This is a genomic window from Leptolyngbya sp. Heron Island J (assembly GCF_000482245.1).
Classification (GTDB): Bacteria; Cyanobacteriota; Cyanobacteriia; order Phormidesmidales; family Phormidesmidaceae; genus Leptothoe.
Genome location: NZ_AWNH01000036.1, coordinates 116,884 through 141,040 on the forward strand (window position 1 = coordinate 116,884; position 24,157 = coordinate 141,040).

At 50.4% G+C, this 24,157-nt stretch carries 15 protein-coding genes; 6 read left to right on the forward strand and 9 right to left on the reverse strand.

The window, feature by feature from the left end; translation table 11 throughout:
- Window positions 1-122 precede the first annotated feature (122 nt).
- Window positions 123-6,119: a choice-of-anchor I family protein gene (locus tag N836_RS73190; RefSeq protein ID WP_023072296.1), complete on the reverse strand. Its 5,997-nt coding sequence runs from the start codon at window positions 6,117-6,119 to the stop codon at window positions 123-125.
- Between the two features lie 855 nt (window positions 6,120-6,974).
- On the opposite strand from N836_RS73190, the gene N836_RS49960 reads away from it, so the two are divergent.
- Complete coding sequence (locus N836_RS49960; protein WP_023072297.1) at window positions 6,975-8,660, forward strand: hybrid sensor histidine kinase/response regulator; 1,686 nt, start codon at window positions 6,975-6,977, stop codon at window positions 8,658-8,660.
- Here N836_RS49960 and N836_RS76465 read toward each other — a convergent pair.
- From N836_RS76465 to N836_RS49970, 3 genes are all read right to left on the reverse strand, one after another.
- Window positions 8,631-8,783 carry a hypothetical protein gene (locus tag N836_RS76465; RefSeq protein ID WP_161634960.1) on the reverse strand — a complete coding sequence of 51 codons (153 nt, stop codon included), beginning with the start codon at window positions 8,781-8,783 and terminating at the stop codon, window positions 8,631-8,633. The genes N836_RS49960 and N836_RS76465 overlap by 30 nt on opposite strands.
- 52 nt (window positions 8,784-8,835) lie before the next feature.
- Window positions 8,836-9,015 (reverse strand): 50S ribosomal protein L32, encoded by a 180-nt coding sequence (rpmF, locus tag N836_RS49965; protein ID WP_006519493.1) that lies wholly within the window; start codon window positions 9,013-9,015, stop codon window positions 8,836-8,838.
- A gap of 67 nt (window positions 9,016-9,082) precedes the next feature.
- The gene (locus N836_RS49970) at window positions 9,083-9,550 is read right to left on the reverse strand and encodes a hypothetical protein (protein WP_023072298.1); all 468 of its coding nucleotides are present in this window, start codon (window positions 9,548-9,550) and stop codon (window positions 9,083-9,085) included.
- Between the two features lie 365 nt (window positions 9,551-9,915).
- On the opposite strand from N836_RS49970, the gene N836_RS49975 reads away from it, so the two are divergent.
- Complete coding sequence (locus N836_RS49975) at window positions 9,916-12,072, forward strand: caspase family protein (protein WP_023072299.1); 2,157 nt, start codon at window positions 9,916-9,918, stop codon at window positions 12,070-12,072.
- A gap of 5 nt (window positions 12,073-12,077) precedes the next feature.
- On the opposite strand, the gene N836_RS49980 is transcribed toward N836_RS49975, so the two are convergent.
- The gene (locus tag N836_RS49980) at window positions 12,078-12,785 is read right to left on the reverse strand and encodes a hypothetical protein (RefSeq protein ID WP_023072300.1); all 708 of its coding nucleotides are present in this window, start codon (window positions 12,783-12,785) and stop codon (window positions 12,078-12,080) included.
- A 579-nt stretch (window positions 12,786-13,364) separates the two neighbouring features.
- Between N836_RS49980 and N836_RS49985 the strand changes: the two genes are divergently transcribed.
- The 3 genes from N836_RS49985 to N836_RS49995 are packed head-to-tail and all read left to right on the forward strand — an operon-like array spanning window position 13,365 to window position 16,498.
- Window positions 13,365-14,336 carry a hypothetical protein gene (locus N836_RS49985; RefSeq protein WP_023072301.1) on the forward strand — a complete coding sequence of 324 codons (972 nt, stop codon included), beginning with the start codon at window positions 13,365-13,367 and terminating at the stop codon, window positions 14,334-14,336.
- Window positions 14,337-14,339: 3 nt separating this feature from the next.
- Window positions 14,340-14,690 carry a translation initiation factor gene (locus tag N836_RS49990; protein WP_023072302.1) on the forward strand — a complete coding sequence of 117 codons (351 nt, stop codon included), beginning with the start codon at window positions 14,340-14,342 and terminating at the stop codon, window positions 14,688-14,690.
- Between the two features lie 8 nt (window positions 14,691-14,698).
- Window positions 14,699-16,498, forward strand: a complete 1,800-nt coding sequence (locus tag N836_RS49995) for a glycoside hydrolase family 10 protein (protein ID WP_023072303.1) — start codon at window positions 14,699-14,701, stop codon at window positions 16,496-16,498.
- A gap of 41 nt (window positions 16,499-16,539) precedes the next feature.
- Here N836_RS49995 and N836_RS50000 read toward each other — a convergent pair whose 3' ends face one another.
- The 3 genes from N836_RS50000 to N836_RS50005 all read right to left on the reverse strand — a co-directional run bounded on the left by N836_RS50000 (window position 16,540) and on the right by N836_RS50005 (window position 19,851).
- Window positions 16,540-18,054, reverse strand: a complete 1,515-nt coding sequence (locus N836_RS50000; protein WP_023072304.1) for a FecR domain-containing protein — start codon at window positions 18,052-18,054, stop codon at window positions 16,540-16,542.
- A 275-nt stretch (window positions 18,055-18,329) separates the two neighbouring features.
- On the reverse strand, window positions 18,330-18,743 hold the full coding sequence (locus N836_RS73195; RefSeq protein WP_023072305.1) for a hypothetical protein: 414 nt from the start codon (window positions 18,741-18,743) through the stop codon (window positions 18,330-18,332).
- A gap of 64 nt (window positions 18,744-18,807) precedes the next feature.
- Complete coding sequence (locus N836_RS50005; protein ID WP_036052968.1) at window positions 18,808-19,851, reverse strand: ParM/StbA family protein; 1,044 nt, start codon at window positions 19,849-19,851, stop codon at window positions 18,808-18,810.
- A gap of 467 nt (window positions 19,852-20,318) precedes the next feature.
- Here N836_RS50005 and gndA point away from each other — a divergent pair, with 467 nt between their 5' ends.
- A complete protein-coding gene (gene gndA, locus N836_RS50010) occupies window positions 20,319-21,737 on the forward strand; it encodes an NADP-dependent phosphogluconate dehydrogenase (protein ID WP_023072307.1) in 1,419 nt (472 codons plus the stop codon).
- A 1,213-nt stretch (window positions 21,738-22,950) separates the two neighbouring features.
- Here gndA and N836_RS50015 read toward each other — a convergent pair.
- Complete coding sequence (locus N836_RS50015; RefSeq protein ID WP_023072309.1) at window positions 22,951-23,907, reverse strand: hypothetical protein; 957 nt, start codon at window positions 23,905-23,907, stop codon at window positions 22,951-22,953.
- Between the last annotated feature and the right edge of the window lie 250 nt (window positions 23,908-24,157).

Sequence of the window (24,157 nt, forward strand, 5' to 3'; positions counted from 1 at the left end):
CTCCCCTAGCTGATACTAGGGGAGTTTTTTAGAGAAGCTGACCAACAGCCATGTTAGCCGGATCTTAGGAGCTGATCAATATGTGATGATCCGTGAAAGAGCAATCACTAGGCTCAAAAAGTCTAGGCAAGAATACTAGCGGTTTCGATGACTGTATTATCACCGATAAAGAACAAGGACTCAATATTCTTGAGCGTATCAGTGCCAATGGCAGTCCCCTGAATCGTGAAATTATCGGCTGTTCCTAAGAATACATAGTCAGCGGCTGTCCCAGCAAACTGCACGGTGTCGGCTCCCAGCCCCCCGTCGACGATGTCATTACCCGAACCGGTTTGGATAAAGTCGTCACCGCTGCCAGTGAGAATGTCTTTAGCGCCATCACCCAGACCGTTAGGATCGACCATGTAGATGATGTTGTTGCCATCACCCGCAATGACAGTATCTGTACCGGTACCCAGACCGATGGAGTCGTTGCCTGTGCCAGTAATGATATCGTAGTCTCCGTTCTCAACGTAGACGGTATTGGTGCCGTCACCCAGATTTAGGCTGTTTACACCGCCACCACCGTTGACGGTATAGACAAAGTCGTCTCCGTCGAGAGTAGTCACTGTATCATTGCCGGTACCGAGACCAATGGTATTGTTGTCAGACCCGGTAATGGTGTTGTCGCCTGCAGTGGCCCAGAAGTTGTCATCACCTGCGCCTAGTTCAACGACGTTTGTGCCAGCGCCACTGCCAGCGCTATAGACAAAATCATTGCCAGCACCGGCATCAACGGTAACGTTACCGTCACTCATACCAATGGTGTCATTGCCAGTACCGCCGTCGATCAGGTCGTTGCCCTCAAGTCCACCCCAGATATTATCAGCATTGCTGGTACCTAAGATCACGTCGTCTGGCAACTCACCTGTGTTGAACTGGGCATCGGTGTTACTGAATAAACTGCCAGCATAGGGTTGACCGGCCTCAAAGGCATTGCCAACAACAGTACCATTGCTATCTACAAAGATGGTTGCCGTTACAGTGGGAGCAAAGGCAAGTCTGGTCACCACTGGATCGTGGTCACTGGCTAGACTGTCTGTGACAAAGAATTCAGAGTTGGTATGGACAATATCAATCTCTGCATTGTTCGCCAGGCTATCACTAACTAAAATGTGATCGAGTGTCTGGGAGTTCCCCTGGAAGATAAAGCTATAGCGCTCGCCTTCAGGAATGTTGTTGGTCAGGTTAGTTAACCCTGCTGATTCGAGACCGGTTACAGGGGAAACAAACTCAAATTCGTTCAAGTCACCCAGAACAACCACATTGGCACTGGGGTCTGTGGCCAAGGCATTAGAGACAAAGGTCTGAACTTCAGCCGACTGAGCCTGACGTTCGTCTAAGCTACCGTTGACGCTAACGTCTTCCTGACGGGCGGCAAAGTCTTGTTCAATACCCAGAATGGGGGCACTACCGCCTTTGGATGAGAAGTGATTGTTGACCACAGTCACCTCCTCGCCATTAAAATCGAAGGTGGCTACCAGCGGTAAACGACCGCCATCAAAGGCTTCTCCAGGAGCCTGGCTACCAACGGTCTGTACGGACCCAGGCACCAGACTAACTCGGTCGGGGTTGTACAAAAAGGCAGTGCGGATGTTACCACCGGGCTGACCGCCGCTCTCTCCTTCAGTAATGAAGGTGTTGTCGATAAACTCATAGTTGAGGCTATCGTTATCGAGGCCATCATCGGCTAGGTCAATGGCATCGATCAGCTTTTGTAAGGTGTCACTGGCGGAGGTAATGCCGTCGTTAATTTCAGCGCCGCTGTTATCCTGTACTTCCTGCAAACCGATGATGTCAGGACTGCCCAGATTGTTGACAATTTGGTTAGCGATCGCAGCAAAACGACCATCTCCCTCATCGTCATCTACATCATCAGCACCATCTTCGGTCTTAGTGGGGTCCTCCACAATCGGGTCAAGATTGAGCACGTTGTAGGTGGCAATGGTCAGCTGGTCCGCTGTGCCGACCAGGCTAGTGGTCTCTGGTTGCAGACCGGCTGAGACAATATTGGGCGTAAAATCGACCGTGGGAATAATCTCAAAGTTACCAAAGCTGTAGTTAACAACCCCAGTCACATCCCCTAGCAGGTCCCCTACATTCACATCCGGGAAATCAAAGTTGAAGACCCCAGAATCTTCGTCGATCTGAATTTTCTCAGGATTAAAGTCATCGGGGCTAATATTGAGCGTACCGCGCTGACTAAGACCAGAGGCATTAGCTCCCTGGTCAACCACGCCAAAGATTTCGCCAAACCGGTTGGTACCCGCCACCGCTTTCACATCCTGAGCCGTGACCAGCATGCCTTCTAAGGACTCAAAAAAGTCAATGCCATCGTTGACTGCGTCGTAGGTGGCAAACGCATCATCATCGATGTTGGCATTAGGCGGCATCCGGCCACCGGCACCAATGATGGTGGGGTTGACTGTAACGGTAGGACCGGGAACCACGGTGACCGTCGGACTGGTCAACTGGGTGGTTGGCAGGTTCCGAGTATCGGTATCGCCTGGGAAGAACTCAGCCACAGTGGCCGCAACTTCAACCGTATTACCCACCACTAGCTGATTCAGGATGGGCGCACCTGAACCCGTGAAAACAAAAATTCCATCCGACGTGGCGATGTTGCCATCCCCAACCGGATCTTGCAAATAGAAGCCATTGGTATCAATAGCCGTGACCACCCCAGTGGTGACCACATCATCCCCGGTGATACTAAACGTATCGGCGGGTAGTGTGTTAAAGAAATCAGCTACTGTTTGGCCGTTAAGCACAAAAGGAGATACCTGGCTGGCCCCCTGGATATCGTAAATTGGGGTAATGGCCACTGGAGCCTCGGTGCCGTAAATGGAGATTGTGTTGCTATCTTCATTGGCAACCACCAGCAGATTCTCTCCAGTGGGACTATCGGCTGCCGAGATAAAGGTTAATCCTTCCGGCTCGCTGTCCCCTGCGTTAGTGAGAAATTGCACAAAGGTAGGAGCCGTGGGGTCGGTGACATCGTATACGGTGACCCCTTCAGCTCGCTCCAGACCAATAAAGGCATAGGTGCGGCCATCAATTACCCCCACGGTTAATCCCTCAGGTTCGGGGCCTTTGTTATCGCTACGACCGTCCAGGCTGGCGGGGTCGCTAACATTGGCAAAGGCAATGGCCTCTAGCTGATTGCCGCTGTCAAATACAGTGTTGCCGCTAGCATCGCGAATGGTAAAGGAGCGACCACCATAGGAGAACAGCTGGTCGAAGTCGCCATCGCCGTCGGTATCCCCATCAATGGTGGAGACTTGCAGACGACCCAGGTTTTCATCTAGCTGCAGTGTCGCCGCATCGGGAAAGGCGGTGGGATCCAGGGTCAAGCTGCTAATGCGAGCATCTTCGTCACGGGCATCGCCTTCGTTAGCGGTAATGGTGTAGGTTTGACCGTTGATATCAAAGGTTGCGATCGCATCCGGTTGGAACAACCCTTGCACCGGCTGAGTTTGCAAATTACCGGCAATGCCATCCTCATCACTGGCATCCAGCTCATTCCCAGGCACACTGTGGTCTTGAGTCCCCAGGGGCTGAATGTCTGTAACTGTCGCCGTTGCAATATCAACTACCGCGATCGCATTGTTTTCCTGCAGAGTCACAAAAGCCGTACTGTTATCCTCAGACACAGCAATATACTCAGGTTCCAAATCTTCTGCAGCCGACTTACCCGGAAAGATCCGTACACCTGCTGCCCGCAAAGTATCGGCATCAAATCCAGTAAAGTCTGCTGTGGAAACATCACTGCTGGTCAGGTTGTTAATCCCACCAGACAGATCGATGATGCTGATAGACCCATCTGGATCGATCCCAGCATCCGGTTCTCCTTCGTTGGCCACCAGGATTTTGGTGCCATCGGGGGTAAACGTCAGCATATCGGGTAGTGAACCCACCGTCACGCTACTCAAAAGAGCACCATCTACCGTATTAAAGAAGGCAACGGTGCCAGGGTCAGTTGCTACAGCCGCCTCAATAGCCACAGCAACCACACCGTTATTCACCGCAATGCTGTTGGCAATGCCAGTGAGAGTAATTGGCATCAGCGGTGTGGGGTTAGCTGGATCACTGAGATCAAAGACCTGCAGTGTAGAACCCCCATCCACCACAAACAGACGGTTGCTAATCGGGTCAAAGGCAGTAATCTCGGCCCCGCTTAAACCACTAATGCTGCCTTTCAGCTCAAAGAAGTCAGGGTCACTGGGCACAGGCGCGTCGACATTAGAAACAAAACCACCGGGAGAACCGATGTCGTTACCGCTGTTGCCGCCTGCCGCCCGACTGGTGTAAGCATCGCCAGCTGGAGTCACAACACCATCGCCACTCAGGGCAAAACTGTTTTGATCCCTCAGATCCGTCAGATAAATTGAACCGGCTCCATCATCTAAGGTGCCATCATAGGAGACAGAAATCAGAGCATTAGCCTGGGTTTGATTGTCGCCGCTGTAGCTTGCAAAACTATCCCACAAACCAATGGTGTCTCCGCCGTTATTTAACCCCAAGGCTGACCAATCAGTCACCGCTACCAGATTAATCCCTGTCCCCCAGGCGGCGGTAAAGTCTGCTTCAGAAACCGCATCGGCATTGTAGAGAATAGCAGTCTCTCCTGCCTGGATCACACCGCTGGCAATGTTAGCACTGGAGACCGCCGTCCCGTTGTTGTCATCAATGACATAGCCAGACAAATCAACGGCATTAGCACCGGCATTAAACAGCTCAACCCACTCCCAGTCTGATTCTGCACTGGCTGGGTTGAACATGATTTCGCTGATGACTAAATCAACCGTGGGGGTAACCGCAATCGGAGCACCATTCCCCGGAGAACCTACAGCGGGCTCTGTACCAGAGGTGCCTGCCAGAGCGAGGGTTTCAACGGCACCATTTTGCCCAGCAACACTTTCAGCCGCCAGGTCCACATCATAGGAGACTCCGGACGTTGCTGCTGGGTAGGCTTCAACATCGGCTAAAACCCCCGTTGTGGTCGGATCACCCACCCAGAGAGTCACTGCATCACCGCCGCTACCCAAGCCAGCGCCATCAACAAAACCAACTTCCACACCGGTTAGGTCGATGACAGGGCTCCAAACATTAATAAAATCGGTAACAGCCGCTGCATTATCAATGACAACAATGGCTGAATCTCCTGGCTCCAGTTGAGTAATGCCTTGAATTAAATCGGCAGCAGCAGCATCTTGAGATTCATCATCATAGAAAAGGTCAGGATCAACCCCAGATACCCAGGCCGTTGTGCCCGTATTGGTAATTTCAAACCAGTCTGCAGTCAAGTCATCGCCACTCTGACCGGACCAGATTTCAGTAATCTGCAAATCAAAGCTAGCTGTGGCCACAGTGCCATTGATGGTGATGTTGTCGATACCCATGGGTTCGCTGCCGGAGGGAGTTCCCTCATAGCTCACTCGAATATCCAGGGTAGATCCAGACTGACCGGCCAGCAGTGTTGACATATAGGTATCAAAGTTGCCAGTGGTGGAGTCAGCCTTATCCAGGAAGCCAGTACTTGTGGTAGCCCCATCAATAAAGAGTGCCAACGGATCATCATCGGCAAAAACAGCCCCCCCATCCAAGGGACGATAATCCTTAAAGGCAGATTCATCGGTCCGAGCTAGAAAAATGGTCTGAAACTCGCCTGAGTCAATCCGTGCTTCAATCTTAAAACCGTCGCTGGAGCTAGCTTCAAAATCTCCAATGGCCGCTAAATCGATGGCAATATTGTCGATGGACGTGGCCGAAGAAATGTCAAAGGTCCAGGTGGCATTATTAATACCCACCGCATCAGCATCGTTCAAAGCAAAAAAGGCGGTTGTATTCTGACCAGCCAAACCGAGGGAGTCATTTGGGAAAGGAGAACCTGTGCCTCCTCCACTCACATCGGCAACAGTGTCATCTGCCACGTCAAACGGCATACCAATGCTGCTGCCATCTACTTGTCCAAAAACGTCTCCACCAGTGCCGCCACCAGAGTCGTAGTCTAATACGTCAGCTGTGCTGATTAAATTAATGGCACCGCCATCAAAATCCTCAAATGCAATCTTTGCCATGTCTGGCGTTTCTCCTATGCAATGAATCTGGATTACTTGAACTGGTATGTCAGAGAGACCTTTAAAGTACCAGCTGAATGCTACTTTAAAAGCGCTCTCTAAGGACTGTGATTAAAGGTTGTGAGCACTGTTGTCCCTGCCATCAGTCAGCCGGTACAGAGAACAACAAAATCGTGCGACTCCCTTATGGTTATGACAGTTAAAACATCAGCAATGGAAATGGCTTATTCGATCATTGCCGTGTCACGTCCCCACAACTGCGTCCATTTGACCGTCACAGACCCAGGTAAAGAAAAGGTAAAAAGACAGGACAAAATTAGCGTTCTTTAGGCTGACTTCATGTTTTTGATAGATCCTTGACTAAATCGTTATTATTAGTTTTTGTAAGAACTGAGTGGCCCAGGGAGACTAGGCTGATGTTCTGATTTTGCTCCATTAAGAAATGCAGGGAACAAACTCTCTTGGCATAGGTCTAATTGCCACAATAGTGATAAAGAGACTGGCAAATTCTCGGAGTTTAAACCCTTGTGCGCCTCTCATAAAAGCTTAAAGCACCGATTGCAGTGAGGGTGAAAACCTGATTTGATTGGCTGTTGGGAAGTTATGTAAAAGGATAAACAGTCTGTTGCGATCGCTAACTGATGGACAGAATAACAGTCTGTCTATAGGCAACTTTATCAATGCTTTCTAGAATCTTTATAAACGGACAGACTGTCCTGGCAAGGACTGAGAGGGTGGTGCGATTTCAATAGCGGCCCTAGTCAACCCAAATCAGATAGACAGCTATAATAAAATTAATAATTCTGATTTGAACTATATAGGCAGTAAATCTGAAAGATTCTGTTTGATTTTGGTATGCCAGCTGCGCCTATTCCCGAAAATGATGCTGATCGCCTAGCGGAACTACACTATTACAGGATTTTAGACACTCCTGCTGAAGCATCCTTTGACGAATTAACCCGTTTGGCAGCCTACATTTGCCAGTCACCCGTGGGCCTGATCAGTTTGGTAGATAAGCATCGGCAGTGGTTCAAATCTGTTTGTGGTCTCGATATTAGTGAAACCCCCAGACAGCAAGCGTTTTGTGGCTACACCATTTTGGATAACGCTCCATTCGTTGTAGAAGATGCCAGCATCGATGCCCGTGTTAACGATAATCCTCTGGTGCTGAGCGACCCTAAGATTCGCTTTTACGCAGGTATTCCCCTGGTGTCCCCTCGGGGGCATGCGCTGGGTTCGCTTTGTGTGATTGACTTTGTCCCTAAAAAGTTAAATCAAAGTCAGATCGACGGGCTGAAAACATTGGCATCTCAGGTGATGCAGCTGTTGGAAGCGCGGCTATTTTCTGAAAAGATTACCCACTATACCAATGTTTTAGAAGATGCCCATTTTCAGGCCCTAAAAGCCAATCAGGCCAAGTCTCAGTTTTTAGCCATGATTAGCCATGATATTCGGACACCGCTCCATGGCATCGTTACTGCATTGGATTTGCTATCGGATTCACAACTTTCGTCACAGCAGCAAAATTATGTAGCAACAGCTAACATATCTGCTCAAATACTGCAGGCGATTATTAGTGATGTGCTAGATTTTTCCAAAATTGAGGCCAATAAGCTCACGCTCAACCCCACATCGACCTCGCTACTTGAGCTATGTGCAACAATTAAGCAGATTCTCCAAGAGGAGATTTCACAAAAGCAATTAAAGTTTGCCATTGACTTTGACCCAGCCATTCCAGAGAGGCTATCCATTGACAAAAATAGACTTTCTCAGATTCTGCTAAATTTGTGTAGCAATGCGGTCAAATTTACGCCGATTCAGGGCTCCATTAATCTGAGCTGTCATTTACAGCACATGGACGCTGACAGTGTCTCTGTCAAAGTTTGTGTTACCGATACCGGCATTGGCATTGCTCCCGATCAGCAACAAGATATTTTCTCTCCGTTTGTACAAGCCGACAATCATAACTATCAAGAGCATGACGGCACCGGACTGGGGTTAGCGATTTCGTCCCGGTTGCTGGAGTTAATGCATTCCAAGCTACACCTGAAAAGTACCCTAGGGGAGGGCTCCGCGTTTCACTTTGATTTGAGCTGTCCAATTGTTAATGAAGCTCCCGATCACGCCCCTGCTCAGAACCCCCTAGAGGCTATTCAACAGCATTTAAATCGTGCAATTCGAGTATTGGTGGCAGAAGATAATCCGGTAAATCAGAAACTGTTGCACCATCTATTGCAAAAAAATGGCTGCATCGTTAGCCTGGCGAGGAATGGTAAAGAGGCCTGCCAGCGTTTTTTGGAGCATTCCTTTGATGTGGTACTGATGGATTTGGAAATGCCGGTGATGGCTGGCGAAGAGGCTGCCCAGGAGATTTTTGACTACTGTCAACAGCAACAAAGACAGGTGCCCATTATTATAATTACGGCCCATGCGATCGCAGAAACCCAGGAGCGGATCATGGCCAAGGGTATCAATGGGTATCTGACCAAACCGATTCGAGCCAAGGATTTGCTAGGTGCGATCGCGCAGGTGCTGACCTAACAGCACTACAAGCGCTAGCTCAGCTAGGGGATGAACTGCTCTAGAGCCATTGCTATTTGACGATGTCTCGCAGCTAAAGTCATCCCGAGGATCAGCAGTGCCCAATACAAAAACAGCGGACAAAGCTACTCAAATGCTCTGTCCGCTGTTTTGATCAAAAAAGACATTAACCAACTTACTCGTCGTCGTCCTCGTCCTCATCATCCTGAGGATACTCAAAGCTGTTTGACCGATTAGTCAAAACCGACTTACCAAGACTCAATGCACGCTGAGCCTGCAATTCTGCTTTCCGCTTCCAAACAGCGCGATGCATGTTGCGCTTAGATTTGGAGCGTTTCTTCTTAGGAACCGCCATGGACCTGCTGGGGTAAATTTAGACAACCTATTGATGATAAACCAAAGTTGCACTGATAGCACAACTTCTAAAACGAGGGCCCCGCCCCCGACCTGAGCAATGACTCAGCGCCTCGAAAATACGTAGCCCAATACTCAGTGATGGGCTGCTGGCTCCATTCTTGACGGCTCACCCGCAGATTGAGTACCGGCACAGCAATACCATCACTGTTTTCGCCCGTCACATTAATCACCACTTCTGTGATCAGCAAATCCTGGTCAAAACTACGCTGTGCCCCAGCCCGAGCCGCCATATTGGCTCGCCGGACCAGACTGCTATACGGTTCATCCCCCTCCAGGGTCAAAAATAGATTTAACCGAGATGTATAGGCATGGGCTGTCTTGGGCATAATCAGCGCTTCAGTTAACCACAAAGCACCGGAAGTCCCTAGCAGCAGTGCCAGCCCAGCAGGCGCAAACGAAGCGCTGAGACGTCGAATGGGGAGACGCTGACGTCGCCGTCTGGAATATGGACGGGAGAGAGATGTCGTAGACATGTAAGTTAACAGATACTAGGAGTAATGCCCTACGGATAGAACTGTAATATAAACCGTATCCAGAAGCTTGGTTTCAGGAAAAATCAAGCTTCTGGCTATCAAAATGCAATCAACCCAACCACTAAACAACTATTGTCAAACTTTCCCACTTTTGTACCTGGAATCATCAGATATGAGCACGCCACTAAGGCCACAATTTTGATTGGATGGTGGATCTGGCCCCGAACACTAACCAACAACCGCCCGACTGATCAGAATCTATAAGTTGATACTGTATATCAACGCAAGCGGCTCAACTTGCAGTAATATATGGCGCTGAATGCATCTGTTCCCTTCAACGTCCAATCTGTATTTGGTGGTCTCTGATGTCGAATAGCTGGGCAATTATTATTGGAATCAATCAGTATCAGGGGTTTCAGCCGCTGATGCAGGCTCAAAATGATGCGGTGGGTATTCGAAGATACCTGATTGAAGAGGCTGGATTCCCACCAGAAAACTGCATCTTGCTGAGTGATTTGTCCAAATCGACGGACCAGGAAGCTGTTTTTCCTGACCGGGTTGCCATTTATGATTGGATCGAAACGATCTGCCAGGGGCGAGTCCAGGAGGAGGATACGCTCTGGTTCTACTTCAGTGGCTATGGGGCGCAGGCTAACAATCAAGACTATCTGATGCCCGTTGACGGTGATCCGGCTCAGGTTAAACAAACTGGCATTGCGTTGCAAGATGTCGTCAAACATATCAAACAAGCACCGACTAAGAACACGATGATGGTGCTGGATATGAACCGCAGTCAGAGTGCCTTAGCGGGGCAGGCGATTGGAGAACAGGTGATCAAACTGGCCCGTAAAGCCCGGATTCCCCTGATCTTGTCCTGTCAGCCCAATGAATTTTCCCATGAAACCCTGGCTGTGCGTCATGGGTTATTTACGGCAGCACTCCTAGAAGGGCTACGCTATGACGGCTGTGCTACTCTCAGTCACTTGGAGCGCTATCTGATTGAGCGGATTCCAGAGCTATGTGAACACCATTGGCGACCGATTCAAAATCCAGTGGTGATGCTTCCCGAAGAGCAAAAGTTTCAGCTGCTGTGGCATCAGCGAGATGCAGCCGCTGTGGCGACGGCTGAGGCAGGGGCAACGACGGCTATGGCTACCCCGGCGACCGATATGGCCATAGGTGAGCAGGTGCCAGATACCGAGTTTCTCATCCCCGATAGCCCGGAGTCTGATTTGATTCTGGATAATCCCGACGCTGATTTGATTCCAGATAATCCGGATGCGGACCTGGGGGATGAAGCCAATCTGATTCCAGACCCTACCCCAGTTCTGAACCTGGAGGAGGAACTGCCAGAAGAGTCGCCACAGGAACCGTTTTTGGTGGAGACGGATACCCCTGTTGATGGGGATATCTATGGCACCGCTGAGGTGGATGAGCTGCCTGAGGAGAAACCCGTCAAGGGCAATTGGGGAGGCTGCATCGGTCTGCTAGTGGCGTTTGCGGCGTTGGGATTATTGCTGGCGGTACTGTTCCGCAATCAGGCCCTGGTGCAGAGTACGCTCCAGGATCGGGTGCCCCCAGAGTGGTTGGCCCGGATTGGTCTCGGGGAGACAGATGGGGAGGGGGAACCAGATGGGGAACCAGAGGGCACCGACACGCCAGACACGGCAGCAGGGGAGGTGCCTGCTGAGCCAGGTGATGATACGGCGGCCCCGGCTCCAGATAACCCGGACGCTGAGACACCAGATAACCTAGATGCTGAAACGTCAGCCGAGACTGATACCCCCGTTGTCGTAGAACCAGATGGTGCAGAGGCCGAGACTGAGGCCGAGACCCCGGATGGGGAGGCTGAGGGGGCTGAGGATGCTGGGACACCAACCGAGCCGGTAGCTGCAGCGGGTAACACGGCGGCGTCACCGACTTCGACGGATGATGGGGCTGCCACAGCGGCGCTGCTAGAGGATGCCCGTCGGTCACTGCGGCCAAGTCAGGCCTCTCGATTTGCTAGCGCGATCGCAACCGCCCGTCAGATTCCCCCTGGCGATCCCAACTATGCCCAGGCCCAGGCAGATATCCAGCGTTGGAGTCAGGTAATTCTCGACCTGGCTGAAGGCCGAGCTGCTGACAACGAACTAGATGCCGCCATTAGTGCGGCCCAGCTAGTCCCCAGGGAACCCGCCAATCTCTACAGTCAGGCCCAGGACCGCATTGGTCTTTGGCAAGAGCGGGCCGGTGTGCGGGCGCTGATCCGTGAAGCCCAGGCCATACCTCGGATGGGGCAGGCCAGCACCTATCAAAGGGGAATTTTGAAGCTGCAGGAAGTACCTGACAATCTGCCCACTGAGCATGCCGATGCCCAGCGACTGATTACAGAATGGTCAGGGCGAATGCTCTCCATTGCTCAGGCTCGGGCCGCCCAAGGGCGATTCTTTAGCGCCATTGAAGCAGCTGAATTAATCCCTGAAGATACCGCCAGCTACGACCAAGCCCAGGCCGAGATTCGCCGTTGGCGGGGGGAATAGGCTTGCTAATCTGCTAGCACCGTTTGCACATCCCTCAGGATGTCAACGATACTCTGTAGTTTGGTCTCAATTGCCTGCTTCTGTGTCATCAGCTGATTGAGCCGCCGATAGCGGGCAATGGCCATACTTAAGACCGGCACCTGATCGGGAGGACACTGTTCTGCTTGGATGGTGCCACAGCTGGTCAGACGGCAGAGATAATACTGGCTAGGGTTGCTGCGAGTGTCGGCTGCAGCACTGGGGCAAGACTCCTGAGCCAGCACACTAGCCTGATTCCCAGAGGAAGAACTCGCCGCCGATGACGTGCTTTTGAGCGATCGGCCATTCTCCAGCACGGCGTTTTCGAGGGCCGATAAATAATTCATCAAATCATTGGCATCACCGTGGCGAAAGAGAGCCAAATCAGCATCGCCAAAACCACGGACCGGTTTAGCTTGGCCTGGGTGGTGTTGCTCGCCCTGGCGATTTGAGTATTTAACCGCTGCATTCAAGCTCGCCTCGGACGCTAGCCAGCCTGACACTACCGGCCCCTCTGCATAAATCTGATGAATCTTTTGGGTAAGCTGCCGCAGCTGCACCTGGTATTGCTGAACTTTAGTGTAGATTTCAGTCAGCGTATTCAGGGCAATAGCGGGATTAACTTCATGGCGGAGACTGTTGACTTCGCCATCGTCTGTGTGTGGAAGCTGGGGAATCTTAGAAGTAAAAGACATTACATACGCTACCAAACCGCCAGTTTGATCAAGTGAGATGGATGCCAGCCCTGATAAGCTCTACACAGCCGTTGCCAATTCTAAAGCAACCCAGATAAATCCGTTTGAAACCGATAATAGTTAATAGAATCTTTGAGTAATTGGGGGGCAATACATCTTTAAATCTGGATTAAAGTCTGGCATTAATCCAGAGATAGATACAGAAATAACACCCACCAATTCCAGCCATAGTATACTGTGGCCTTTTGGTAGCGCCACAGATGCCTGAGCAATCCGATGACGCGATAGAGACTTGGGCCATGGCCTATAATCTTCCACTAGGGTATAGTAGAACGCTCGCTGGCTGTGCCACTGAAGTGATTGTTACGTTTCTATAGGCAATTTTTTTTGATACATGCCAGCATAGAGGTGCATCCTGATGGGTAGTTATCTGCTCTGAGGGCATGGTTTTATTGGGGACATGGTTTTTTCCATTTTGCTGTTTGACTGCCCATACGATTATTGATCGTTCATCTGGGTCATTAAATTATGCGTTTACCTCCATCTGTTCGATACTTTCCGTCTCGACTGCAGGGCCTTATGAATCCCTGGCTTTGGCTAGGTATCCTGGTGACAGGAATTGTGGGCGTATATGCCTGGGAGTATCGTCAAAATCCGGGGCAGCTCCCTTGGCAAATTGGGACCACTGGCCGAGGGGTCACGGGCGATGCCACGTCTACCGATGTTCTGCTTGAGTCGCTCACGCCTGAAGAGCAGGCCGTAGCCGTTGAGCTAGACAATGTAGAGTTGTTGCTAGCCCAGCTCGATTCCGATGTGTCTGCCCTCACCTCTGGCGGTGAATCCAGTGCAGCAGCATCTCTAAATGCAGCCTTGGCTGATGCGGCTGGAGAAACCAGAGAATCTAGTGTCGAGCGCTTAACTCGCTACATTGACGAATATAGTTTTCTAGGTGCTGGTGCCCGAGGCTCAAATATTGACCAGGCTGACGTACAGGTACAGCAGCCATCTGAATCAGTATTAACCTTCCAGCCAGATGCGGATACTCAACCAGAAGAAGCGCCGCCATCAAATGTTTTGGCTGAAGCCTTGGCACGGCAGCAAGCGGCAGCGGAGACAGCCACCTCTCCTGAGATCAGCGTCGATTCTAGGGGGCTGCCCGTGACTGAGGAAACGGCAGATGACGCCGCTGATACCCCAACGTTCTCGTTTGATCAAACAGGGGTGGTGCCCGGTAGTTTGGATGGGTTGAATCAGACATTTATTCGCACTACTCCTAGTATGTCGCCGCCACCGGGAACCACTGGGTATGTACCGCCAGCCTCACTCCCCACTTTTAGCCAGCAAAATCGAGCGGCAGGCATTGCCCCAGTACCAGCGCAGTCATCCTTTGGTTCCTTTGATCAGTCATCACCGGCAGTACCCGATCGTTCTCAGGCATTGCCCCCTGGTGAGATATCGACTACGCCTCAATTAGAGACACCTGTATTGGGTGGCGCTTCACAAGCGGCACCTACTCAGCCAAGGAATGCTTGGGAGAGCTTTTGGGATTAGGATATGGCAAAACAGAAGGGTAAAAAAACTGGCCAGGCAACTAATCGAGTGGTGTACTCTGAGTTTGGTCAGAACCCAGCGATGGCTAGGGCGGTACCTGATCGCCCACCGGCCGAACAAGACCTGCGGGTAGAGGTGAGTGGCAAAGGTCGTAAAGGTAAAAAAGTCACGATTATTACTGGATTTCACCATGGGCCCGAGACATTAACAAAGCTAGCTAAAGCCTTAAAGGCTCAATGTGGCTCCGGTGGAACAGTCAAGGACAACACCATTGAGATTCAAGGGGAGCATGCCCCCAAGCTGGTGGCGCTACTGATTGAAAAGGGATATCGTGCTAAGCGCAGCGGAGGCTGAGCTTGGCTATGGGTTTCTGGCGATTTCTGACCCGGTCAAAGCGACTGCGGTATATGCTTGTCAGTGTGTTTATCTGTAGCTGGCTTGTCAGTATTGACGTCGGCGCACGGGCGGCAAACAACTGGCACCAGCAGCCTTGTGTTAAGGCTCTGAGCCAACGTCAAATCTTGCCGGTCGATAGGGTACGCTACGGGGCTCAACCCATATCACAACAGCAGTTTGCCGCAGCGGTTTTAAGAGCCTTTCCAGGTAAATTCGCAACGGCTAATCAGGCGTTGGGGTTGACCTTTGAAGGGGCAACTGAAGTGGAGCAGCTGTTGGTGGCTGCCTTGGGAGATGTCGCCCTGGGGCAGCAGGCGGTGTTGAGATCGCAAGCCCTAGCCATTTTGACCACTGGAGCCGCCCTACCCTACCAAGCAAATGCCACCCGCCTGCTAGCCGCAACCTTTCGCGACAGCGCCTTGATTTCTCCCGAAAGCCGTGAAGGCGTGGCCGCCGCCCTGGCCCAGGAGGTGATTCCCAAGGAGGCGGATTCCCGCTTATTCGGCACCCAGCCCAGTTTGTATCCCAACCGTAGCGAATCCTATGGCATGGCCGCCAAGCTGCTATGTGCCGCCAGTGCTGACCCAGCCGTGGCGGCTCTGGTGAGCGATCGCATCCAACCGGCTACGGTGTCTCCTGGTCCCATTCCCCAAAACGAAATTCGTGGAGCCTGGCTCACCAATATTGACAGCCAGGTCTTGTTTAGTCGAGACAATCTGGAACCAGGGCTACAGCGCCTGGCCGCCCTGAATTTTAATACTGTGTATCCCACGGTTTGGAACTGGGGGTATACCCTCTATCCCAGTGCCGTAGCCATACGCACCTTTGGCTACCAGCAAGGTCTGTACCCCGACGTAGAAAATACCGGAGAACGAAATGAATCCCTGGAAGCCGCCCAGGGCGATCGCGATATGCTCCTGGAGCTGATCGAACTGGCCCATCCCCTGGGACTGCGGGTAATCCCCTGGTTTGAGTTTGGGTTTATGGCCCCAGCGGACTCAGCCCTGGTCCGGGCCCATCCAGAATGGCTGACCCAAAAGGCCGATGGTACCAAGGTTAAAGCCGAAGGCATTCACGATCGCGTGTGGCTGAATCCATTTCACCCTGAGGTACAGCAGTTTATCCTCGACCTGGTGAGTGAACTAGCGGCTAACTATCCCATCGACGGCTTTCAGGTGGACGACCATTTTGGTTTGCCAGCTGCCTATGGCTACGATCCCTATACCATTAACCTCTATCGCCAGGAGCACAGTGGCCAGGCTCCTCCTAGGGATATCTATGACCCGGAATGGACTCGCTGGCGGGCCGATAAAATCACTGATGTCATGGGCCGTACCTTTGCCGTTGTTAAGGCGCGACAGTCAACAGCTATTGTGTCGGTCTCTCCCAATCCCCATGAGTTTGCCTATAAGCACTTTTTGCAAGATTGGCATACCTGGGTTAACCAGGGCTATGTTGAAGAGTTAATTATTCAGCTTTACCGTAGCGATCTGGGTCGATTTGTGTGGGAAATGAACCGTGAATCAGCCCAAAGCGCTCGTCACCATATTCCAACAGCAGTGGGTGTGCTCAGTGGTCTGCGGGGGCGACCTGTGGCCATGGATTGGATTCAAGAACAGGTGGCTGCTATTCGCGATCGCAGCTATGCAGGCGTCTCCTTTTTCTTTTACGAATCACTCTGGTGGTCAGATACCGAGACATTAGAGCAACGTCAGCAATCCCTGCTAGAGCTATTTCCCAACAAAGCAAGAGCTCCCCAGGTGTGATTCAACAGGTGTGATTGAATCTATAGCCGAATAATGGTTGCTTATGGGGAAGGAGCCACCGGTTCTGCTGCTGGTGCGATTGGTGCGGCTGGATTGGCAGGGTCAGCTAATCGGTTTACCTGCACCCCTGTTGCTGGTTCCGGCACCGTTTCAATCACATTGAGATCGTTGATAGTTTCATCGATTTGGATTACGTTCTCTGTCGGAATAGCCGTAGCTTCCACTGGTGGGGCAATGGCTTCCACAGGTGTAACCGGCTCGACCGGGGGGGCGGGAGCTGTTTCAGGGGGGGTAGGAGCAATCACGTTGGGCTCTGGTGCTGTGGGCACGTTGGCATCAGGAATAATAGGCGTCGGTGGTTTTTCAATCGGCTGATTCGGCCCCTCCCCAGGGGTAGGACCACCGGGAACCGGATTGGGTGCTGGGTTAGGAGCTGGATTGGGAGCCGGATTGGGAGCTGGATTGGGAGCCGGATTGGGAGCTGGGTTGGGAGCCGGATCGGGCGCTGGTGGTTTAGCGGGTGGCCCAGCAGTAGGCGGCGGTGGCTCGGCAGGGGGACGTGGTGGACGGGCATCTGGCTCCGCTGGTGGTACCGGCTGATTGCCCGGTTGATTACCTGGTTGATTACCCGGTTGATTACCTGGTTGATTACCTGGTTGATTGCCCGGCTGGTTAACGGTGGCACTAACCACACTTTCAAAGCCGTTTTGCTGCAAAAAAGCGGCGGCTGGAGAAGCAGCAAAATCAGGGATCGCTCTGTTGGCAGCAACCGATTCGTCCCTATTCGCTGAGAGAAATGCCGGATTCTCAATCACGGTATCATCATTTTCAAAGCTCTGCTGCTGCTGGAGCGCATCCTGGATTTCTTGCCTGACCGCATCAATGGCTTCATCACCGGTCATAGCTTCACTATCATGCAGCTGCAGATCAGCGGCTAAATCACTGGTCTGGTAAAACAATTCCAGATCAAACGAAAATCTCTCTATGCTGCCATCCTCTCGCAGTACGGCCATTTCTCCAGCGTGCAGAGGTTGTTGCTGAGAGCCATCCTGGTTAAAGGCCATCATCGGACCTTCTGGATTATTAGTCAGAGCGCCAATGATAGTGACGTTTGTTTCAGGAATAAACCGCACAAACAATGCTGAGCCATGGATACCGGTCACCGCATTGGGGGTTTGGATCGTGGTGCCACCTTGTCCCGGAGGAATGAGCAATAGGACTGTGCCGTTAGATAGACTGAAGTTGCGAGTGTTGGGGGTAAACTGAAAAACCGCACTTTCGCCAATCCGGGCCAATGACCCATCGTTAAAGCGCAGTTCGGCTCGTGCCCTGCGGGCGGTGCTGAGTGCATCCCCAATCCCTAAGACATCAGAAACTCTGGCCCTACGGGAGCGGCCATCGGTAAACAGCTCTACCCGATTGCGTGTGAGTTCTACCCGAGCCCATGTCAGAATAGACTGGGCACTGGCAGACCTGGGCACTGACAACAACATCCCCACGGATGCGCATACCAGGGACAGCCAGCGACCAGTTGTCGCTACATTCAGTTTTTCCATTACAGTCGGTTAATGAACCAGCTTAAGCCTCAAGGACGACTATTCAATCACCTCAGTTCAACTAATCGCTGTGCGGCACTGGAGTAATTAGAGCCAGTGCTATGCCCACAGGAACAGTGAGATCATTGAACCCCCCGCATATGTAAAGTTCTGAATACACCCTTAAATTTATGCTACCGGTGTTATCCGCAAAGGTGGGCAAGATTTGATGAAGTGTCCGACGTTAGTTCACACTTTTTTTAAAGATTGTGTTGAATTTCTGATCAACCTCCAGGTCAAAAATCATCCAACAACGGCCCTAAGCGAGTCAGTATGGGGTCATCCACGGGCTGGGGGGCGTCATTGGCCGTTGCCGCAGCTGGTTCAGAGGTGGTCATGGCTCCAGGGTCGGTCGGTGATATCTCGGATAAGGGACCATCGGCTTGATGAAATGCTGATGAAATGCTGGTGTTATCCTCAAGCGCGGCAATTCGCACTCCGAGCTGGGCAATCTGATGCTGCAATTCCATAAACAACATGACAGATGGGGTGGGCTCCCGACTCAGTAAGTACTGGTGTAGTGCTTGTTTGCATAGGTCGCTAAAGGACTGCTGATGGTTGGCCTGATGGGTTGCGATCGCATCCAATAAAACCCGATCCCCATCGCTATCATCGAAGGAGACACTCTTACGGATGGATTTAGCAGCCATGATCAACCAGGGGCAAGAAGTAACACTGCCCCTAATAACTCATAGCCTGGGGTAACCCGTCAATCTAGCCAGCTGCTGCCGCCGTCAGGTTAGCCAGCTGCGCTTCACCATAAATATATTGCCCCAGCGCATTCGCCTGCCGTGATGGCTTCGCCAAATGCCCCTTGAGCTTTGCTTCCTTTAATAAAGGACGTAATTCATTCCAGAAAAATTCGCCCCCACCCCCGGTCACAATCACATCCGTAGACCGCTCCGGCAACCAGTTTAAAAACCGTTGCGACAGCTCACGGGCAAAACTCTTCCGCAGCGTCGGCAAAATCTCATCTAGATCCGTCGGTCTAGACGCCCCCTTCGGTCGATAAAACCGTTCCCCTTCTGCCTTATGAACCGCCTCAATTAGCGAAAGCGATTGACTATCCGCCCCATCAATCTGAGCTGCCACTCGTTCATAAAACTGAGCCATACCAAAGGATTCACTTTGAGACGCCCCACGAGCAAACCGAAAGCGATCAATGGCCAAAAAGTCGGTCGTTTGATGACCAATATCAACGATCGCCACAGACAAATTAGGAAAATCAGGACTTGACGTGCGTTTATTCTGAGCCTCACTCCAAATCAGACTGCCATACCCCTCAGGCATGACCCAAACCTTGTCAACACTGATCTCCATAGACTGCCCCCGATACACCATCACATGGGGAGAACTCAGCAAACTAACAATTTCCGACTTTTCGCTATCAAACTGCTCTTGGGAGTGATATGGCAAGCCTAAAACAATGCCAATACTGCCCTTCAGGCCAAAATAGCCCACACAGGCCAAGGTTTTCACCAAAGCATCATCCACCTTAGATTGCCCAACCCCCAAGTCAGCCCCAAAATCCGCCGCCAGCTGGCCTACCGCGTAGCCCTTCCCCTGGTATTCCAACCACATATCCAGCAGTGGATCACTCGGTTGGGACTCAAAACCCCCACGTCGCACCTGTTCCACCGTCAGATGGGCGACATTAGCAGGAATTAACACTACATCGTTCTGATGACGTTTAATACAGGTTTTAGTGGCTGTACGACCCAGGTCAATACTCAGGAGCTTCATCTTAGGAGTAGGCATAACGCAAGTTGGTAGCTAAAAAACCTTTAACAACGAAGTAAATAACCAAAACCGATACTAACTGCGAAGGAGCACCAGGTAAAAGCCTTACAGAAAAGCGACAGCTTAAGTTCTGGTACATCATGCCGCAAGCTTGGCCAACGGTGAGTCGTCTCTATGACAAAAGTCACCGTTGAAAATTTAAGTTATATAATACTTAACCCTAAGCCTGGTTCAAGTGTACTATATATCACAAAGCTTATTGAACCACCCATACACAGGCTGGGTTACCAACAAAACTCCGAATACCGCTTTCAGTAGTTGGAGTTTGAAGAAAACCTATGAGTCCGTCCACCTTTTAGAAAATTGTGTCTAGGCTGGTACCCAAGACAGCGCCAAAGTCACATCTAAAGTTAAACATTGAATTTTCCTCCGCGCAAAATTCAAGTTCTAGATGCGGGCATTAAGTAGACACTAGGAAACAGGTTATGGCACAAAGTTTTGGAGTAATTGGACTGGCAGTGATGGGGGAAAACATTGCCCTCAACGTTGAACGCAATGGCTTTCCAATTGCCGTTTACAATCGATCGCCTGAAAAAACCCAGGCATTTATGACCAATCGAGCCGTGGGCAAAAATGTCGTAGCCGCCTATTCCCTAGAGGATTTTGTGGCTGCCCTGGAGCGCCCCCGACGGATTTTGGTGATGGTCAAAGCAGGTAAGCCCGTCGATGCCGTCATCGATCAGCTAATGCCGCTGCTTGATCCCGACGATATGATCATTGACGGTGGTAACTCCCTATATGAAGACACCGAGCGCCGAGTAAAAACTCTGGAGTCCGCTGGCTTCCGCTTTATTGGTATGGGTGTGAGCGGCGGCGAAGAAGGAGCCCTCAACGGTCCTAGTCTAATGCCCGGTGGAACTCAGGCTGCCTATGAGTCTATTGAACCCATCGTGCAAAAGATTGCCGCCCAAGTTGAAGATGGTCCCTGCGTCACCTATATTGGCCCTGGTGGTGCCGGACACTACGTCAAGATGGTCCACAACGGCATTGAATATGGCGATATGCAGCTAATTGCCGAAGCCTACGACCTGATGAAAAATGTCTTGGGTTTGAGCCATGAGCAGCTCCACGAGGTTTTTGCTCAGTGGAATACCACCGAGGAGCTGGATTCATTCTTAATTGAAATTACGGCTGACATTTTCACCAAAACCGAAGGAGATGTCGCCCTGGTGGAAAAAATCTTAGACGCAGCCGGTCAAAAAGGCACCGGACGCTGGACAGTCATGACTGCGTTGGAAATGGGGGTCAGTATTCCTACCATCACAGCGGCGGTCAATGCCCGCATCATGTCTTCGATCAAAGAAGAGCGTGTGGCAGCATCCCAAGAGATTAATGGACCCAGCGGTCAGATTACTGAAAACACGACTCTCTGGATCAACAAGATTCGCGACGCCCTATATTGCTCCAAGATCTGTTCCTATGCCCAGGGTATGGCCCTGTTGCGTACAGCCTCAGACAACTTTGGCTATGACCTCAAACTCGATGAATGTGCTCGCATCTGGAAAGGCGGCTGCATCATTCGTGCCCGCTTCCTAAACAAAATCCAGCACGCATTTATCGAGAATCCTGCCTTGCCTAACCTGTTATTGGCTCCTGAATTTAAACAAACAATTCTGGACCGTCAGGCCGCTTGGCGTGATGTCATTGCCATGGCGGCTCAGTATGGCATCCCCGTACCGGCCTTTAGTGCATCCTTAGATTACTTTGACAGCTATCGTCGGGCTCAGCTACCGCAGAACCTGACCCAGGCCCAACGCGACTACTTTGGCGCTCACACCTACAAGCGTGTGGACAAAGAAGGCGTCTTCCATACTGAGTGGACCAAAGAAACAGCTGCGGTGTAGCACATTAGAAGCTACAACTATTCTGTTCGGTCTATGGGGCTCATGTATTTAATATACATGAGCCCCATAGATATTTTTCAATCTAAATTAATCGTCTTTTATTTTCACCTTCACACCATCTGTAAGGTAGTCAGCAAGGGCATTACCTAACTTTTTCTCCTTTGAGTCCGGCTTGGGTTTGTGAAAGACGCTACGTGTAAAAAAGTACAAAACGATTGTGGCCATAATGATTGGTTCAATCATGTTATCTCCTAATTCAATGCGAAAAGACAATTTTTAATCAGCCAAATCAGTGCCAACCTGATGGCTGGCAACAACAAGAGAATCCGAGTAGCATGACCAGTAGCACCTTTTCTGTGGCGATGAAACGTCTGTTCCCAAGAGAAATATGCAGGCTTCAGCCATCACCTCCAACAAAACTGAAGGCTTGAAAGAAGTTGCTCAAAGCAATGCAGAAATGAGACCCTAGCATTTTGACTGAGATAAATCAAAATGCCTCTATCCCGCAAACCCACAAAGGGTTTGCAATTCCACAGCTTGTCAAATTGTCAAATTGTCAAACCTGACGAGTCTCTTAGAGAGACTGAGAGACTTACAGTGAATGAATTGCTTTTATTAATCTTGAAAGGTATTGTTGCTGCTTAGCGTAGTAAAACGGTTCCTTAAACATCTAAGCAGCCATTACACCAATAGCCATCAAAGCCAACAGAAGCTACGTGAATACTCTCAGAATTTTCGTTTTTTAATGTTCGCTTTTATACATATTCGCTGATTGGAGTATAACGCAATTTATTTTCTATGTAGTATTAAAGTTAAATGAGCGTAGAATCTTTCGTGTCAAGATAATGTGAGCTTTTTTTGTTTTAGTTGATCACTGTAGTTCTGCTGTGCTTAGAAAGCAGTTCAAATATCCTGAGCGAAAAGCTTGTATACTTTGATGCCTAATCAAAGAAAAGAATTCTTACGTGTTAGAAGTAGCATGTCTTTGATATCTTCTGTCGAGTTACATGCAGGTTATCAAAGATTAGACTCCACACCTGATGCAACTATGCCTTAGAGTCTCTCAAGACAACTGCTGTGCGATAGACTAAGCGATCGCACAGCAGTTGAAGCCTTGATCAGGGCAAATTGGAATGCCAAAATGCTTGTACTTCAGGCATCTTCTTTGATTTTTACTCTGTTGTCTTTTTCTGTAACCTGCTCTGACACCTTATTAAGAACAAAGTTCATTATGCCAGGCCTGGCGGCCTCGGCCAGAAACACAAGAAAATTGTTGCCCAATCCAATCAATCCGCCACTGTTGCCCATCAGCAACAAACTCTAAGCGATAACGCTGGGCAGAGACCGAATCATCCCCCAATCGCTTTTGAGTAACTGCAATGACCATCCGCCGCTCACTTCTCGCCAACACTTCAATCATGTGGTCATGGCGTGTTTCCTCATGTGGCTCTGATGTATGACCCAAAATTCTCTGCGTCAATACCAGCGGCTCATCCACAGCACCTGCCTTCAAAAAGCGAGAATTCTGCAAATTATAGTCGAAATATTGCTCCCTCTCATCAGGAAACGGAATCTCATCAAGATTCAACGAAATACGATTTATTTCTTCTAGACCTGCAGCCGTCCAGCGATAGGTAAACGTTTCCTCATTGCCCCATTGTTCTGCAGAGCCTTGAACCACAATCTGATTATTGATATGCTTTATTTCATAAATCATGTCAAAGAATACGGTATCGCTATGAACTGGTTGTCCTTGCTGGTTTAATACCGTAGCCAGCGCCAGGTAGCCGCCGTCGCTAGCGGCATCTTGTTCATCCTGAGGCAGCACCATCAGAGGCACTAAAACATCTTCAAAGCCATCTCCATTCAAGTCATGGTGAATCAGTTCAAATTGATTATCCGCCTCATGACTCGGCAGGTAAACCACTGCACCATAGTCAAATCCCTCAGAGTCCATAAATTCCGTAAACGTGATGGTTGAAGTGACTATCTGATCACGCCCCGGCACATCCAGGTGATATTCTAGCGATCTCAAATTTGATACCGACAATTTCTGGAGACCTACATAGGTCGAATTATCGTTAGCACCACTACTAGCAACACAGCTCGTCCAGTTAACTAATCCTAATAAAAGGGTGAGTTGAAGTGCATATTTCGAAAAAGCTGCCATAAATGCGAAAATATTTTTGATTCAGAAGCCTACAAAGACAACCGCATCAATTTCAGAATTCATCAAAACTAACGACTAAAGCTTTAAACAAAATCAAGGATAATGTTTGTCATCACTTTGTTCAGCTAAGTGAATAGACAAAACTATCAATCAATCCGGGCTTCGACTCCGCGGTTCGGCTGAGCGTTCGACTGAGCTCACGCCGAAGTCTCACCGTCGAAGCCTCAGCCCTCGTTCCTCTAAATTAGCT